The sequence below is a fragment of the Shewanella benthica KT99 genome, assembly GCF_000172075.1.
In the GTDB taxonomy this organism is placed as follows: Bacteria; Pseudomonadota; Gammaproteobacteria; order Enterobacterales; family Shewanellaceae; genus Shewanella; species Shewanella benthica_A.
Map to the genome: position 1 here is coordinate 56,701 of NZ_ABIC01000011.1, position 15,980 is coordinate 72,680.

Annotated in this window: 15 protein-coding genes; 5 read left to right on the top strand and 10 right to left on the bottom strand. The window is 47.4% G+C overall.

Annotated features, from left to right (window positions below):
- Positions 1 to 54: 54 nt before the first annotated feature.
- On the bottom strand, positions 55 to 1,410 hold the full coding sequence (gene rlmD, locus KT99_RS07340) for a 23S rRNA (uracil(1939)-C(5))-methyltransferase RlmD (RefSeq protein ID WP_040571716.1): 1,356 nt from the start codon (positions 1,408 to 1,410) through the stop codon (positions 55 to 57).
- A 97-nt stretch (positions 1,411 to 1,507) separates the two neighbouring features.
- On the opposite strand from rlmD, the gene barA reads away from it, so the two are divergent.
- From barA to KT99_RS07365, 5 genes are all read left to right on the top strand, one after another.
- The gene (gene barA, locus KT99_RS07345; RefSeq protein ID WP_005498506.1) at positions 1,508 to 4,321 is read left to right on the top strand and encodes a two-component sensor histidine kinase BarA; all 2,814 of its coding nucleotides are present in this window, start codon (positions 1,508 to 1,510) and stop codon (positions 4,319 to 4,321) included.
- Positions 4,296 to 4,901 carry a YjaG family protein gene (locus tag KT99_RS07350; protein ID WP_005498508.1) on the top strand — a complete coding sequence of 202 codons (606 nt, stop codon included), beginning with the start codon at positions 4,296 to 4,298 and terminating at the stop codon, positions 4,899 to 4,901. The genes barA and KT99_RS07350 overlap by 26 nt, the downstream gene beginning before the upstream one ends.
- A 172-nt stretch (positions 4,902 to 5,073) precedes the next feature.
- Positions 5,074 to 6,072: an AEC family transporter gene (locus KT99_RS07355; protein WP_005498510.1), complete on the top strand. Its 999-nt coding sequence runs from the start codon at positions 5,074 to 5,076 to the stop codon at positions 6,070 to 6,072.
- 138 nt (positions 6,073 to 6,210) lie between these two features.
- On the top strand, positions 6,211 to 7,872 hold the full coding sequence (recN, locus tag KT99_RS07360) for a DNA repair protein RecN (protein ID WP_005498512.1): 1,662 nt from the start codon (positions 6,211 to 6,213) through the stop codon (positions 7,870 to 7,872).
- Positions 7,873 to 7,890: 18 nt separating this feature from the next.
- A complete protein-coding gene (locus KT99_RS07365) occupies positions 7,891 to 8,217 on the top strand; it encodes a hypothetical protein (RefSeq protein WP_197713512.1) in 327 nt (108 codons plus the stop codon).
- On the opposite strand, the gene KT99_RS07370 is transcribed toward KT99_RS07365, so the two are convergent.
- From KT99_RS07370 to glyA, 9 genes are all read right to left on the bottom strand, one after another.
- Positions 8,214 to 8,708 (bottom strand): phosphatidylglycerophosphatase A family protein, encoded by a 495-nt coding sequence (locus KT99_RS07370; RefSeq protein WP_005498517.1) that lies wholly within the window; start codon positions 8,706 to 8,708, stop codon positions 8,214 to 8,216. The two genes, KT99_RS07365 and KT99_RS07370, sit on opposite strands and share 4 nt — an antisense overlap.
- A complete protein-coding gene (thiL, locus tag KT99_RS07375; protein WP_005498518.1) occupies positions 8,708 to 9,667 on the bottom strand; it encodes a thiamine-phosphate kinase in 960 nt (319 codons plus the stop codon). The genes KT99_RS07370 and thiL overlap by 1 nt, the downstream gene beginning before the upstream one ends.
- A 105-nt stretch (positions 9,668 to 9,772) precedes the next feature.
- Entirely contained in the window at positions 9,773 to 10,177 is a 405-nt protein-coding gene (gene nusB, locus KT99_RS07380) for a transcription antitermination factor NusB (protein WP_005498520.1), read from the bottom strand.
- Between the two features lie 8 nt (positions 10,178 to 10,185).
- Positions 10,186 to 10,668 (bottom strand): 6,7-dimethyl-8-ribityllumazine synthase, encoded by a 483-nt coding sequence (ribH, locus tag KT99_RS07385; RefSeq protein ID WP_005498523.1) that lies wholly within the window; start codon positions 10,666 to 10,668, stop codon positions 10,186 to 10,188.
- 123 nt (positions 10,669 to 10,791) lie between these two features.
- Positions 10,792 to 11,895, bottom strand: coding sequence for a bifunctional 3,4-dihydroxy-2-butanone-4-phosphate synthase/GTP cyclohydrolase II (ribBA, locus tag KT99_RS07390; RefSeq protein WP_005498526.1), 1,104 nt, complete (start codon positions 11,893 to 11,895; stop codon positions 10,792 to 10,794).
- A 104-nt stretch (positions 11,896 to 11,999) separates the two neighbouring features.
- Positions 12,000 to 12,662 (bottom strand): riboflavin synthase, encoded by a 663-nt coding sequence (locus KT99_RS07395; protein ID WP_005498528.1) that lies wholly within the window; start codon positions 12,660 to 12,662, stop codon positions 12,000 to 12,002.
- Between the two features lie 3 nt (positions 12,663 to 12,665).
- Positions 12,666 to 13,808 carry a bifunctional diaminohydroxyphosphoribosylaminopyrimidine deaminase/5-amino-6-(5-phosphoribosylamino)uracil reductase RibD gene (gene ribD, locus KT99_RS07400; protein WP_005498531.1) on the bottom strand — a complete coding sequence of 381 codons (1,143 nt, stop codon included), beginning with the start codon at positions 13,806 to 13,808 and terminating at the stop codon, positions 12,666 to 12,668.
- A gap of 57 nt (positions 13,809 to 13,865) precedes the next feature.
- A complete protein-coding gene (nrdR, locus tag KT99_RS07405; protein ID WP_005498533.1) occupies positions 13,866 to 14,315 on the bottom strand; it encodes a transcriptional regulator NrdR in 450 nt (149 codons plus the stop codon).
- A gap of 116 nt (positions 14,316 to 14,431) precedes the next feature.
- Complete coding sequence (glyA, locus tag KT99_RS07410; RefSeq protein ID WP_005498534.1) at positions 14,432 to 15,688, bottom strand: serine hydroxymethyltransferase; 1,257 nt, start codon at positions 15,686 to 15,688, stop codon at positions 14,432 to 14,434.
- Positions 15,689 to 15,980 lie beyond the last annotated feature (292 nt).

Sequence of the window (15,980 nt, forward strand, 5' to 3'; positions counted from 1 at the left end):
TAATGTCAATTAACAAACCCTGACTCAAGCGTTAATTAGTTACCCATTATACAATTAACTCAATTCAAATAAGGCCATGGCCTCGATGTGATGGGTTTGAGGAAACATATCGATCAAACCTAATTTTGTTAACTTGTAACCATGCTTTAACAGACACTCACTGTCTCGTGCCAGACTCGCGGGATCGCATGAGACATAAACGATTGACTTAGGTTTCATCTTCTTCAGCCATTGCAGACTCTCGAAAGCCCCGGCTCTGGCTGGATCTAACAGTAATTTATCCACTTTACCTAGCCAGGACTGTGTAGAAAGGTCGGCGCTAAGATCGGTATGAAAGAAAGACACCTTGTCTAATCCACTCAGTGTGGCATTCATTCTGGCTTGTTGCACCATTTCAGGCACGCCTTCAACACCTATCACCTCGGCGCCTTTATTAGCCAGTGGCAGACTGAAGTTTCCGACACCACAGAAGAGATCTAACACCCGCTCATTGGCTTCGACGGATAACCAGTCCACGGCTTGATTGACCATGGCATTATTGATTTCGGCGTTGACCTGAACAAAACTTCCAGGAGTAAAACTCAGCTTAACCCCGTTATCCAGCTCATAATAGGGCAGTTCATCTGAGTCAAGGTCCAGCATTTTTGGCGTATCACAGATCAAGGTTAAGTCTGCATCATTGCCTTGTACTATCAGGCTAACCCCGTGACTGAGGGCAAATTCTCGTAATTTCTCGGTGTCTTTATCCGACATGGCTTTGGTCATTCGGATCACGACAAAATGTCCATTATTGGCTTCGATGAGTTCGATATGACCCAAGGCTTTTTTACTCGAGAGCTGATTGAGCACCTTTGACAAAGGCAAGATGAGGTCTGACAGAGGCGTCGCCAGCACTGGACAATGCGCTATCTTAATGACTTGTTTACTCGCCTTAGCCCTGAAACCTAGCGTAGTGTGCTTAGTATTTCTATCATAAAAAGTCGCGAGTCTGGCACGGCGTCTATAACCCCACTCTTTACCGATCAGTGCCGGCGCGAGCGTCTCAGCTTCAGCCTGTCCCAGTCTAGCCATAAGACTGACTAAGGCATCTTGTTTATGGCTACGTTGCTTATCGATTACCAGATGTTGTAGGTCACAGCCACCACACTGGTCATAATGGGCACATTTGGGCGTGACTCGATCTGGGGACGGTGTGACTATCTGTTGCAATGTGGCACGAGCGTGGCGCTTCTTCTGCTCGGTCAATTGCCCTCTCACGCTCTCTCCCGGTAACGCCCCCGGCACGAAGATAATTTTGCCATCCTGATGAGCAATACCCGCACCCAAATGATCGAGGTGAGTCACCTCTAAGCTTATTTTAGCTGATACTTGCTTAGATCTATTTGGTTTTGCTTTAAAAAACTGTGCCATTGAGGCCTCTAAATCGATAATAATACTGGCCAAGACCGCCTATTCTCTGGCAGTCTAGTGACACGTTTGTCAATAAACTGGTAGATTAGCTAACTTAATGAATAACGCCGATAACATGACGAAATACAGTCTCCGCTCTTGGGTACTTGTACTCGCGTTAGCGCCGACGATTCTAGTTGGTGTTCTACTGGGCAGCTATTTTACCATAAATCGTTTCTATGAACTCGAACAAACTCTCATAGAGCAAGGCAGTAACATTATTGAGCCACTGGCGATTGCTGCGGCCATTGGACTTGAGAACAATGACTTTGAAAGTACCAAAAAACTGATCACTGCCATCCAGCTAAATAAAGCCTCCTTAGTGCAGTTCATTGCCATTTTCGATACCAATAATCGTGTCATAGTCACCTCGCATCATTATAAAAATCATGAAATGATGCGCTACGATCTGCCTTTTAGCAGCCTGCTCAACACTCAGCTCGAGCAAGTCGGCGACAGCATAATACTGCGCACGCCTATTTTTTCATCCCATAATGAACTTCACCTTAATACCGATGAAAACAGCGATACTGAACGCCTGGTCGCGATTAAGCTCGGCTACATAGCGATATTAGTCAATAAAGAGAATGCACTACTCGAGCAACATAGGGCCGCCGTTGCCGCATTTATTATCGTGTTAATCGGTGTTCAGCTGAATTTACTCTTCACCTTCAGACTGGTTAAAAACGTCACTCAGCCCATCACCGAGATGGTACGAGTCGTGGCTAAGATCCGTGAAGGCAAGCTCGATACCCGGGTGGACGGTAACTTGATCGGCGAGCTGGATCTGCTCAAACGAGGCATTAACGCCATGGCAGGTTCCTTGTCCGAATATCACGATGAGATGCAGCAGAATATCGATCAGGCGACATCGGATTTAAGGGAAACCTTGGAGCAGATCGAGATCCAGAATGTCGAGCTGGATCTCGCCAAGAAACGCGCGTTAGAGGCCAGTCGAATAAAATCAGAATTTCTGGCTAACATGTCGCATGAATTAAGGACTCCGCTCAACGGCGTCATAGGCTTTGCCAAACAGCTACTCAAAACGCCTCTGCATTCGAGTCAACAGGACTATGTCAACACCATAGAAAAAAGCGCGACTAACCTGTTGGGGAGCATCAACGACATCTTGGATTTCTCGAAACTCGAAGCCGGGAAGATGGTATTAGAGAACATGCCATTCGCACTGAGAGAGACCTTAGACGATACCATCACCTTGTTATCTAACAGTGCCCGTGACAAGGATATTGAATTAGTGGTCGATATCGACCCATCGATACCGGAAGACCTCTCCGGCGATGCGATGCGGTTTAGCCAGATCATCACTAACCTGGTGGGAAATGCCATCAAATTCACCGAGAGTGGTAGTGTGCATTTAAAACTGCAACTGATAGAAGCGACCGATGACAAGGTCAAGCTAAGATGCGAAGTGATCGATACCGGGATTGGTATCGATGAGGATCAACAAGAACTGCTTTTTCAGGCATTTGGCCAGGCAGACTCATCCATTTCCCGTCGCTTTGGCGGCACGGGTCTTGGGCTTATCATCACTAAGCGACTGGTCAACCGTATGGGCGGCCAGATAGGCTGTCATTCGAAGCCTAATACGGGTTCAACCTTCTGGTTCACCCTCCCTCTCGGCACTAGCATATATCCAATAGGTCAGATCCAGTCAGTGGATAAACTGCTCAATAAGACTATCTTGTTGCTTGAATCCAGAGAGCGGTCTAACAACACCTTAGAACGTCAGGTAAGGCATTGGGGAATGCGGCTCACCAATATTCGATCCAGTGAGCAGCTGGCTCATCATTTCAGTCAGCACGATACTTTTTATGATTACGCCCTGATCAGCAACAAGGGCCTGGACAAAGACGGTGATATGGCCTCACAGCTGGAAAAGATAAAATCCAGGTGTCGCTATCTCATCTTTATCGGCGGAGATCTGGAGCATGAACTCCACAGCATCTTGCCCTTTGTCGATAAGCGGGTATCGGCGCCAATAGGTGAGAAGGTACTGGCTCAGATCTTGATTGATCCTCAACCTAACCCAGAAATCCAGCAACGACTCAAACAATACACGCCTCCCGAGCCTATTTCGAGAGAAGCCATGAGTGTACTGGCTGTGGATGATAATCCGGCAAACCTAAAGCTCATCGATACCTTGCTAAAGGAAGTCGTCAGTCAAGTCACGGTTGTCAATGGCGGTCAAGGCGCCATCAAGCAGGCTCAGGAGCGTAGTTTCGACCTTATATTCATGGATATACAGATGCCTGGCACAGATGGCTTCAGCGCCACTAAACAGATACGTCAGCACTCACTCAATCGTAACACTCCTATCATAGCGATGACGGCACATACCATTGCCGAAGAGAGAGACCGAATCGAACACTGTGGTATGGACGGTTACTTACCTAAACCCATAGATGAAACATCTCTTAGAAGTATCATAAGCCGCTGGAAGACCCGCCCCAGGTTCACTCACTTCGATCCGTTCACCTTAAATTGGGATCTGTGTTTGACCCAAGCAAACAATAAGACGGACTTAGCTCTGGATATGCTGCAAATGTTGGTGGACTCACTCCCTGAGACCAGAGCACAGCTGCAAGACTGTTTAGATAACTTCGATGAAAAACAGATGCTCACCACTGTACATAAACTACATGGCGCAAGTTGTTACTGCGGCGTACCCACGACACAGAAACTTTGCCATGAGATAGAATCGAGGTTAAAGCAAGGAATTGGTATCGCCAAGGTGGAACCTGAAATACTAGAGTTACTTGATGAACTAACTAAGGTAGAATCGGCGGTAAATCAAGTGTTATCACAGTTATCAACGGATGTATTAGATGACAAACAAGCTCGGCTTCTTTAAACGCATAAAAGCATTAGACTTGCAACAGAAGAAAGTATTCGCCATCGCATTGTGCCAACGTATGCTGCCTAACTATCAACTTTTTTCAGAGGTGTGTGAGTTTGGTGATCCACAAGTACTCGATACTGCACTTAGCTTATTATGGCAATCTATCTACGATAAAAAGTTAAAACTCAATATTGATATCTACCTGGAAAGATTAGAGTTAAACACTCCAAATCCTGCCGACTTCGATGCCTATGGGGTCTACCCCGCCATGGACGCGACCACGGCAATCATCGCCCTCTTGAGTGCCATACAGAGTAAAGTCGAAGAAGATATCGTCAACATCAGTAAACTCTCTTCGAGCACAGTCGCCAACTACATAGAAGCGATTTCCGATGTCGATCTTGACGAAGATGCGTTTGATGACTACATATTTAATCATGAGGTCATGGTTGAAGAGAAGGAGCTGCAAAGCACACTACTGCAACTGATCGAAGACAATCCTAAGTTGCATGCTGACTTTGTAAAATCGTTGCGAAAAGAGATCATTGCAGCGGGCGTATCAAACATAGGTATCGTACAGCCTGAGAGCTAACGCTATCACTCTCAATGAGAAAATTGATTTATGAAGGCTATATCCTGACTAAGAGGGCCTAACAGAGACTCCACCATGTAAAAGCCAAACAGCCTCTAAGACCTTAGCTTAATAGCATCCCAATGAAAAACTGTGTTACTTTGATTAAAAAGTCAAATTAGGGATGCTATTGATGTCACCTATCTTAACTCCATTGTTTGCCGTACTTGGGATCATGTTGCTAGGCTCGCTTATCCAGAAAAGCAGGATCCTGTCACCTGATACCGATCAAGTATTAAACCAGTATGTCTATTACATCGCTTTTCCGGCGATCATGCTGATTGCCTTGGCAGAAACGCCTATCGAAGGGATCTTACAGTGGGGATTTATTGCAGGTTATAGCTTAGCTATGATACTGACCTATACATTGGTGATGTTGGTATCCTATATCACCAACAAAGGCCGCACAGATATCGCATCACTCAGGGCGCTAAACACCACATTCGGTAATTGTGCTTTTATCGGCATGCCTCTACTCACCATACTGTTTCCGGATAATACTAATGCATTGACGGCTGCCGCCATCGCGACACTGCTATCGGTGATTATGTTTGCCCTGGTCTTGGTCACCATCGAGTTATATCAAGGGCAAAAGCAAGCATCCCCCCTCGTCGTTATCTTTCAGTCTCTGGTGCAGAACCCAATTGTGATTGGTAGCAGCATAGGCATGGTAATTTCGGCTCTCAGCATTCAAGTCAATGAATCGGTATCAATCATATTACACCAGATAGGCATGACTTCCAGCCCCTGTGCCCTTTTTGCTATAGGCATGGTGCTCGCCAAGGCGAGCGGAGGGCAAGGACTCTCTCTTGCCTCAACTCGGCCCGATGAGGCTCTTCAAGTGACCGCTAAACAAGGAAGACTGCAACATATCGCCGAATTAAGCTGGATTAATGTGTGCAAATTATTGATACAACCAGGCTTGGCCTATGTACTCTTAATGGCCTTTGGCGTCGAAGGAGACTGGCTGATCATGGGGGTCCTGCTAGCGTCGTTACCCACGGCAGCAAGTGTGTTTTTGTTGGCACAAAGGTATCGAGTGAAAGCCAGTATCAGTGCTCAGGCTATCATGTTAGGGACAGTGCTGAGTATCCTAACCCTGCCGACCATAGATTATCTACTTCGCAGTTAACCCGCTCAGTATCGAGTGGCTAAGTGCGACTCAATCTTACAAATCAGAATAATATTGAGCAGTATTCACTCAAGGCTTTACTGTATATAAAATCAGTATATACTGTTTAAAAACACAGTACATTAAAGGGATGTCATTATGCTTTGCCAACTCAGCATCAATAATTTCGCCATCGTTCGCTTTCTGGAGCTAGACTTCAAGCCTGGAATGACCAGTATTACCGGTGAAACCGGTGCGGGTAAATCGATTGCAATTGACGCCCTGGGACTGTGCCTGGGGAACCGAGCCGATGCCAGCACGGTAAGGCCTGGTGCGACTAAAGCCGAGGTGAGCGCCAGATTTTCCTTGAATGACATCCCAGTTGCCAAACGTTGGCTCGAAGATAACGATCTCGACCATGATAATGACTGCATACTCAGGCGAACTGTTGGCAGCGATGGACGTTCCAGGGCATACATCAATGGCAATCCGGTGCCCTTATCACAGGCTAAAAATCTCGGGCAACTGCTTATTGGTATTCATGGTCAACATGCACACCATGCCATGCTTAAGAGTGAACATCAGCTTACGCTATTAGACAGTTATGCCAATCATAAAATGCTACTCGACTCAGTCGCCGCAGGTTACCAGCGCTGTAAACTGATAGAAAAAGAGCTTAAGGCCTTAACTCAGTCACAACATGAACGTATTTCTCGCAAGCAGTTACTCCAGTATCAGGTCGAGGAGCTCGACGAATTTAGCCTTTCTCCCGGTGAATTTGAACAGATAGAGGCTGAGCACAAGAAGCTCGCCAATGGCACAGCCTTGGTTGAAGCCTGTAAAAATGAGCTGTTTATCTTACAGGAAAATGATCAGGGCAGCGTCGAGTCCTTGATCAACGCGGGTATCACTCAAGCCCAGGAGCTCGAGTCCTATGACCCTCTGCTGACAAATGTCGTTAATATGCTAAACGAAGCCCTTATTCAAGTTCAGGAGAGCTGCAGCGAGCTGGAGACTTACTTAGCAGGCTTAGAGCTGGACCCGCAACATTTTGCCTACTTAGAACAGAGATTATCCCAAGCCATACAGCTGGCGCGTAAGCATCACGTCAACCCGAACGAACTGGCCGCTCATCATCTGACACTTAAATCTGAGTTGAGCGGCCTAGATTCTGACGAGGAAGCCTTGGACGATCTAAAGCAACAAGTTGCCGCCAGTCGAGACAGCTATCTGCTACATGCCAAAAAACTCAGCCGGAGTCGTTGTCGTTCTGCCAAAGAGTTGGACAAGCAAGTCACTCAATCTATCCATGAATTGAACATGCCTAAAGGGAAGTTTTCTATCTCGGTCACATTCAATAAAGAGCTCAGTTCACCGAATGGCTGTGACAACATAGAATTTCTCGTCACCACCAATCCCGGACAGCCGCTGCTGCCACTGTCTAAGGTCGCATCCGGTGGTGAACTCTCCAGAATAGGACTAGGCATCCAAGTCATTACTGCCAAGAAAGTATCGACACCTACGCTCATTTTTGATGAAGTCGATGTGGGGATTTCGGGAGCGACTGCGGCAGTGGTTGGACGTATGCTGAGAAAATTAGGTGACTCTACTCAGGTATTATGTGTGACCCACCTCCCCCAAGTTGCCGGCAACGGACACCAACACATGTTTGTCGACAAGAAGAGCAAAGCGGGTAAAACAGAAACATCCATGACACCACTGAACAGAAATCAACGCATCGAGGAGCTGGCCCGTTTGCTGGGTGGCGATGAGATCACTAACAATACATTAGCGAACGCCAAGGAGTTGTTGCAAGCTTAGATTATCTAAGCGGGGAAATTGGATATAGCGCTTCCCTTGGTCTATATTTCCCTTAGAGTCATCAGGCAGATGGCAGTTTCCATAGGCATGCAAGCGTCACCACAGATCATAGAGCCTATGAAATCTCTTTACTCAGACAGATCAGGTCGTACAAGTACTCGCCGGATACGATGTTGTAATAGATTTTACCTAGGCACCTTCATATCGACATTCAATTTCATCGGTGAGCTGATAGGTCCGGTAACCGCTTGTATCACCTACTATGGTACAGACAATGCGGAACAAGATCTGTTTGGTCATATCGCCGACCCCAGCTTTTTCGCCAAAGCCACCTGGATATTCTAAGCGAAATAGTAAGCCAACACCTGCAGACAAATCAGCGAGAAAATGCCTGCCAGTACATCGTCAATCATGATACCGAAACCACCGTGTACCTTGGCATCCAGCCAACGAATGGGCCAAGGTTTAAGGATATCGAAAAAGCGAAATAAAGCGAAGCCTATGACTAACCAGAGCCAACCCGCTGGCGCGGCTATCATGGTGATGAGTAATCCGGCAATTTCATCCCACACAATAGCCCCATGATCGTGAACCCCCATGTCTTTAGCGGCCTTATCACAGATATAAAATCCAGCAAGCACACTCAACAAGGTGAGCGCCAGATACCAAGGCAAGCTAAGAGGGGCCATCAAGAGGAATAACGGAATAGCGGCCAAGGTACCGAAGGTCCCCGGCGCTTTTGCCGCGAGTCCCGAACCAAACCCAAGCGCTAAAAAGTGAATGGGATTCTTCAGGGAAAGATGAGTTAACGCTTTGTCTTTAGATAATATGTTCATTAGGAGAAATGTTCGAAACCTATGTTGGTCAGATTAAATGGCTCTCCGTTGCGTATCAATCTCAGTTGCTTGTCTGACGTCACCTGTCCCACCTGGGTAAATTCGACACAGGCATGAGCTAACGCCGTATCTAAGGCACCTTTCTGCGCCTCTGGAACGGTAAAGAGCAGCTCATAATCCTCACCTCCGGATAACGCATAGTTTAAGGCCTCTAGCTCAGATACTGAGTCTTTGACGGCCTGGGATAGCGGCAATAGATCCACATCAATAACCGCACCGACCTCAGAACGCTTCAGCACATGCAATATATCCGCTGCCAAACCATCGGATAGATCGATGGCACTCGAGGCTAGGTTTCGCAGTGCTTGCCCCGCCAACACTCTCGGTGTCGGGTAATAATGACGATTAATCAGATACTCGTTATATTCAACATCGACTCGCCTGTTACCGCGTATCACATCCAGGCCCAATGCCGAGTCACCTAAGGTGCCGGTGACATAGATCCAGTCACCATTTTTGGCACCGCTTCTTGTCAGCGCGGTTCCTGTTGGCACTAATCCGTTGATGGTGATGCTGATCGAACGCGGGCCACGAGTCGTATCTCCGCCTATGAGCGACACCCCGTAATACTCGGCGGCATCGAACAAACCGCTACTAAACTGCTCTAACCAGGTCTCATCCACATCTGGCAAGGTTAATGCCAGTGTCATCCATGCAGGCTCGGCGCCCATGGAAGCGAGATCGGATAGGTTAACGGCTAAGGATTTATAGCCCAAGGCTTGAGGCGGAATATCGGCATAAAAATGGACATTCTCGACTAAGGTGTCACAGGAGATGGCGATGGATTTATTTGCCGCGACCTGTACCAGAGCACAATCGTCACCTATGCCTAACTCGACATCGCGACGCGTTTGACCACGACGATTAAAGAAATGCTCGATTAATTGAAATTCTTTCAAGGATTGGTTTTCCCGTATCTGAGTAAGCTAAGTACATCTGATTTTAGGATAAATACTGGATTCGCGAGGCAAAAAAAATGGCATCCTGAGATGCCGTTTTTCGTATTACTTACGACCCACTATCTTGTCGAGAATACCGTTAACAAACTTATGGCCATCTTCTGCACCAAATGTTTTTGCCAGCTCGATAGCTTCGTTGATGGCAACCTTATAGGGCACATCCTTGCGGAATGTAAGCTCATAGGTCGCCATTCTCAGTATCGCTTTCTCGATAGGCGAAACTTCGGCAAATGGACGCTCAACATGAGGAATAATTAGTTCATCTATTTGAGCGGATTTCGTTGTCGTTCCGGTGAATAACTCACGGAAATAGGCGACATCGATACCATCGATTTTTTGCTCTGTAAGAAACTCATGCTCCACATCGGCAATATTATTTCCGCTTAACTGCCAAGAGTAAATGGCTTGTACGGCTAAACGGCGGGCCTTGCGGCGCTCAGAAGGTTTCATCTTTATTCCTAATCTTGCAAATGCTGTTCTAGTTCTTGCAGGACGTTAACCATCTCCAGCAGACCAAGTGCGGCTTCGCCACCCTTGTTACCCGCCTTAGTACCTGAGCGCTCAATTGCTTGCTCTATGGTATCGGTAGTCAACACACCGAATGAGACAGGAATGTCGAACTCAAGCGCAACTTGAGCCAGTCCCTTGTTACATTCGCCTGCAACAAATTCAAAATGTGGCGTTCCACCGCGGATCACTGCACCGAGCGCAATAATTCCATCAAACTTACCACTAGCAGCAACGCGACGTGCAGCTAAAGGCAGTTCTACGGCTCCGGGGACTCGTACGACTGTGATGTTATCATCAGCAACTTGACCGAAACGCTTTAGTGTATCAACCGCGCCCTTGAGTAAACTCTCAACAAGAAAACTGTTGAAGCGTGATACTACGATAGCAACCTTGGCGTTTTTCGACTCGATATTACCTTGAACTATGTTCATTTATCTTACCTAAATTAGCTGATTTAACCGGCTCGGACACGGAAGAGGCAGCATGATATCACAGCCCCTCACGTTGTTCTCCATGCAAACCACAAGAATTGATTTAATTTGAACAGATTTTATCTATTCACTTATGTACTCGGTCACTTCTAAGCCAAAACCTGAAAGTGAATGATAACGTTTAGGTGAGCTCAGTAAACGCATCTTAGTCACACCAATATTGGCTAATATCTGCGAGCCGACACCTACTTGACGTGAAGTCCCTTGCCACTTGGCTGGAGTGGGTGCTAGGCCATTGTCTTCGAGCTCGAATGCCTTTACTTTGGCAAGAATATCACTGCTGTGCTCCTGATTACCCAGCAGCACCAATACTCCGCCTTCATCGGCAATACGTTGCATCGCCTTCTCAAGGGGCCAGCTACGCTTCTGATCACGTTCCGAGTGCAACAGGTCATTGAAGGTATTTTGCAGATGCACACGCACCAGCACTTCTTCTTTAACTTCACCCTTAATCAATACATAGTGGAGCTGATTATCGATAGTGTCTCTGAAGGTCAGCATATCGAACTCGCCGAAGCGTGTGGGTAATTTACACTTAGCCTCACGTACCACGTTGCTCTCTTTGGTATTGCGATATTCGATAAGATCGGCGATGGTGCCCATCTTAAGACCATGTTTCTCGGCGAACACCTCAAGATCCGGACGACGAGCCATGGTGCCATCTTCATTCAATATTTCGACAATCACAGATGACGCTTCAAAGCCTGCCAGCCTGGCTAAATCACAACCTGCCTCGGTATGACCCGCACGAATAAGCACGCCACCCTCTTTCGCCATCAAGGGGAAAATATGACCCGGCTGCACTATGTCACTGGCCTTAGCGTCTTTTGCGACCGCGGCTAACACAGTTACTGCTCTGTCTTGGGCCGAAATACCGGTAGTCACGCCTTCGGCAGCCTCGATAGACATGGTGAAATTAGTCGAAAACTGGGCATTATTATTGACCACCATCAAAGGCAAGTTCAGCTGCTGACAACGTGATTGAGTCAATGTCTGACAGATCAGTCCGCGGCCGAAGGTCGCCATAAAGTTAATTGCTTGTGCCGTGACCATGTCTGCTGCCATGATCAGATCGCCTTCATTCTCACGATCTTCATCGTCCATCAAGATAACCATTTTACCGAGCCGAATATCTTCGATGATCTTTTCTATACTGTGTAACGACATTGTAAGGCCTTAAATTTTATAGTTTCGAGTATCTGGTTTAGGCAAAAACCTATGAACCGATATTTATTATCAATTTAATCTTCTATTCACAGGTATTCTAGTGTCTAACGCAAAAAACCTGAGCGAGCTAACAGATCCATAGTCACATTTGACTCAGGCTGCGGCACTTCTTTATTGGTGTATGTCATTAAACGCTCTAAATGACGAGCAATCAGGTCGACTTCGATATTCACCTTGTCACCCGCCTTGAGACTCTCGAGGGTCGTCTCTGTGGCGGTATGAGGCACAATAGTCAGTCTGAAACGATTGTCTTGCACCTCATTCACCGTCAAACTGACCCCATCTAGGGTGATCGAGCCTTTGTGAGCGATATAACGGGCCAACTCTGCCGGTGCGCTCAGCCAAAATTCGATGGCCTTGCCTCGGTATTGCCGGTCATCCACGGTCGCCACGCCATCGACATGGCCGCTGACCATGTGTCCACCTAATCGAGTAGTTGGCGTCACGGCTTTTTCGAGGTTAACTCGGGTACCGACCTGGTATTTGGCAAAGCCTGTCAGGCTAACGGTTTCAGCCGAAATGTCGGCGACATAACCATCACTGAGGCACTCGACGACGGTCAAACAGACCCCATTGGTCGCTATGCTATCCCCTAGACGCACATCGGACAGGTCGAGTTTATTACTCGCCACGTTGAGGCGAATATCATCTCCTAGTCGCTCTATCTTTCTTAAGGTTCCTACTGACTCTATGATCCCGGTAAACATAAATTATGACCTTATTTTTAACGTCAAACGGGTGTCATCACCCAATTTACGTTCATCGATTAATTCGACGGATGGAATATCTGCCATATCGGTATAGTCAGGCAGAGAGATTAAATTACGTCCGTTCGCGCCTAAAAGCTTCATCGCCTGATAGAGGATTAATTCATCGGCATGATTGTGACTAATGACACTGCCGGCCAGTGTTGCTCCCGCCTCGATTAACACCGAATTACAGGTTTTACCTAAGTGAGAAAACAGCGCGGTTAACTCGACTCTGCCGTCATTGTCAGAAGCGAGTGTCAGCCCGGAGACATGCTCCGGCCAAGTGTCCTGTTCAGCCTGAGGATAATCGACACAAGAAACCAATAATATAGGGCTAGTGATAGCAAATAGTTTCGCTGATGACGTGAGTCTGGCGCGGCTGTCGAGTATGACTCTAAGTGGCTGGAGCAATGAGTCTGCATCGACTTGCTGCGCTAACAAGCCTAGTTCACTGTGACGCACATTGAGGGACGGATCATCTAACAACACGGTTTCGATGCCAGTTACCAAGGCGCAGCTCCGCGCCCTTAAGCGCTGCACATCGCGGCGAGACTCTGGGCCGGTGATCCATTTGGATGCGCCGTTACTCAAGGCTGTCTTGCCGTCTAAGCTAGCGGCAAGTTTTACCGTCACCCAAGGAAGCGCGCTTTGCATGCGTTTCATAAAGCCAGGATTAATTTGCGCGGCCTCATCACCAAGCAGGCCAACATCGACCTTAATCCCCGCATCCTTGAGCATGTTAATGCCTCGACCCGACACCCGAGGATTGGGATCTTCTACGGCCACCACGACACGGGATATGCCGTGTTTAATCAGCGCCTCTGCGCAGGGAGGAGTGCGACCATAATGGCTACAAGGCTCCAGGGTCACATAAGCTGTTGCGCCCTTTAGATCGGCTAGGCCATCGGCGCGCTGCGTGGCCATGGCTAAGGCATGCACCTCGGCATGGGGGCCGCCGGCGCGAATATGGAAACCTTCACCGAGGATCTGATCATCTAAGGTGATGACACAACCGACACAGGGATTAGGGCGAGTGGTATATAAACCACGACGTGCAAGTTTGATTGCACGGCTCATAAATTCAGTATCTTCTATTGACCACATAAGTTCACAGACCAAAAAAGTTTAAAAAATCACCCATCGATGGGATTGAAACTCTGTTTACTTCTGCAGTTTGGCGATAGCATCACCAAACTCGGAAACATCTTCGAACGCCCGGTAGACCGAGGCGAAACGAATATAGGCGACCTTATCCAGGCCCACCAGCTGATCCATCATCAAATTGCCGATAAGCTCAGACTTGACCTCACGCTCGCCGGTTGCCCTCAGGGTCGACTTGATCTTAGTCAGTGCTTGCTCTATCTGATCGATAGAGACGGGGCGCTTCTCCACCGCCCTGAGCATACCGCCCCTAAGTTTCTCTTCGTCGAAGGGCTGGCGACTGCCGTCTTGCTTTATCACTCGGGGCATCACGAGTTCGGCGCCTTCAAAAGTAGTATATCTCTCGTGACACTCGACGCACTCACGGCGTCGTCTAACCTGATGTCCGCCGGCCACCAGACGAGAATCGATCACCTTAGTATCGGTTGCGCTACAGAAAGGACAATGCATCGAGCCTCCAAAATAAGTGAGAAAAAACCTAATAATATTTTTGCTCTAACGAAAAAACCAACAAAAATGGCCGCTAAGTCGCGGCCATTGAAGTTTACCTGAATTAACCTTAAAGGTTAACCGTAAACAGGGAACCTAGCACACAGTTCCAGAACCTGCTTCTTAACACCTTCTATAGTGCCTTCATTAGTGATGTCATCGAGCACATCACACATCCAGTGAGTCAGCTCAACTGCTTGCTCTTCTTTGAAGCCACGGCGAGTGATAGCAGGAGAACCGATACGCAGACCAGAAGTCACAAATGGAGAACGTGGATCGTTTGGTACCGAGTTCTTATTGACTGTGATGTTAGCACGGCCCAGCGCCGCATCGGCATCTTTACCCGTCATATCTTTGCTGATCAAGTCCAGTAAGAATAGATGATTATCGGTACCGCCAGAAACCACATCATAGCCACGCTCGATGAAGGTCTTTGCCATAGCCTTGGCATTAACGACGACTTGCTGCTGATATACAGCAAACTCTGGCTCTAGAGCTTCTTTAAATGCCACCGCTTTAGCAGCGATAACGTGCATCAAGGGACCACCTTGTCCACCAGGGAATACCGCAGAGTTTAGCTTCTTGTAGATAGCTTCATCATCGATAGCCGAAAGAATCAAACCACCACGCGGACCGGCTAAGGTCTTATGGGTTGTGGTCGTGACAACGTGCGCATGTGGCAGAGGGTTCGGGTAGATACCCGCAGCAATCAGGCCGGCAACGTGTGCCATATCGACGAACAGGTAAGCACCGACTTTATCGGCAATTTCACGGAACTTGCTCCAGTCGATGATACCTGAATAAGCACTGAAACCTGCGATGATCATCTTAGGCTTATGCTCGATAGCCAGGCGCTCAACTTCGGCGTAATCTATCTTACCCGTAATCTCATCGATACCGTATTGCACCGCATTATACAGTTTACCGGAGAAACTAACGTGTGAACCGTGAGTCAGATGACCACCATGAGCCAGACTCATGCCCAGTACAGTGTCGCCGCCTTGAAGTAGCGCCATAAATACTGCGGCATTTGCCTGTGAACCAGAGTGTGGCTGCACGTTGGCATAAGTTGCACCGAAAAGCTCTTTAGCGCGCGAGATAGCCAACTCTTCTGCGATATCTACATACTCACAACCGCCATAGTAACGCTTACCTGGGTAACCTTCGGCGTACTTGTTAGTGAGCTGAGAACCTTGTGCTTCAAGAACACGAGGACTCGCGTAGTTTTCTGAAGCGATAAGTTCGATATGCTCTTCCTGGCGGCGAGTCTCACCTTCAATCGCTTTAAACAGTTGTGGATCATAGTCCGCGATATTCATATCTTTTTTCAGCATTAGTCACTCCAGCTGTCATTTCTTATTAGGTAGGGTTGCGCGGTAGTCTACTCTGCTATCGATCACAATCCCAGTATTTACCGCATGAAATAACTTGCTTTTTACCATGAGAATAATTCATGTTTTTTGGCTCAAATTAACAGTGAAATTAGGAGTAGAGGCTATGAGTGTTTCTTTTTTAATGCCAAAACTTGATTGAGCTCATTAAAAAAAGTCGAATCAAACCCAATAAAAAAGTTATTTGTTCGCTATCTCACCACCAATCGATAGAATTCCAACGGTGAGATTTAAT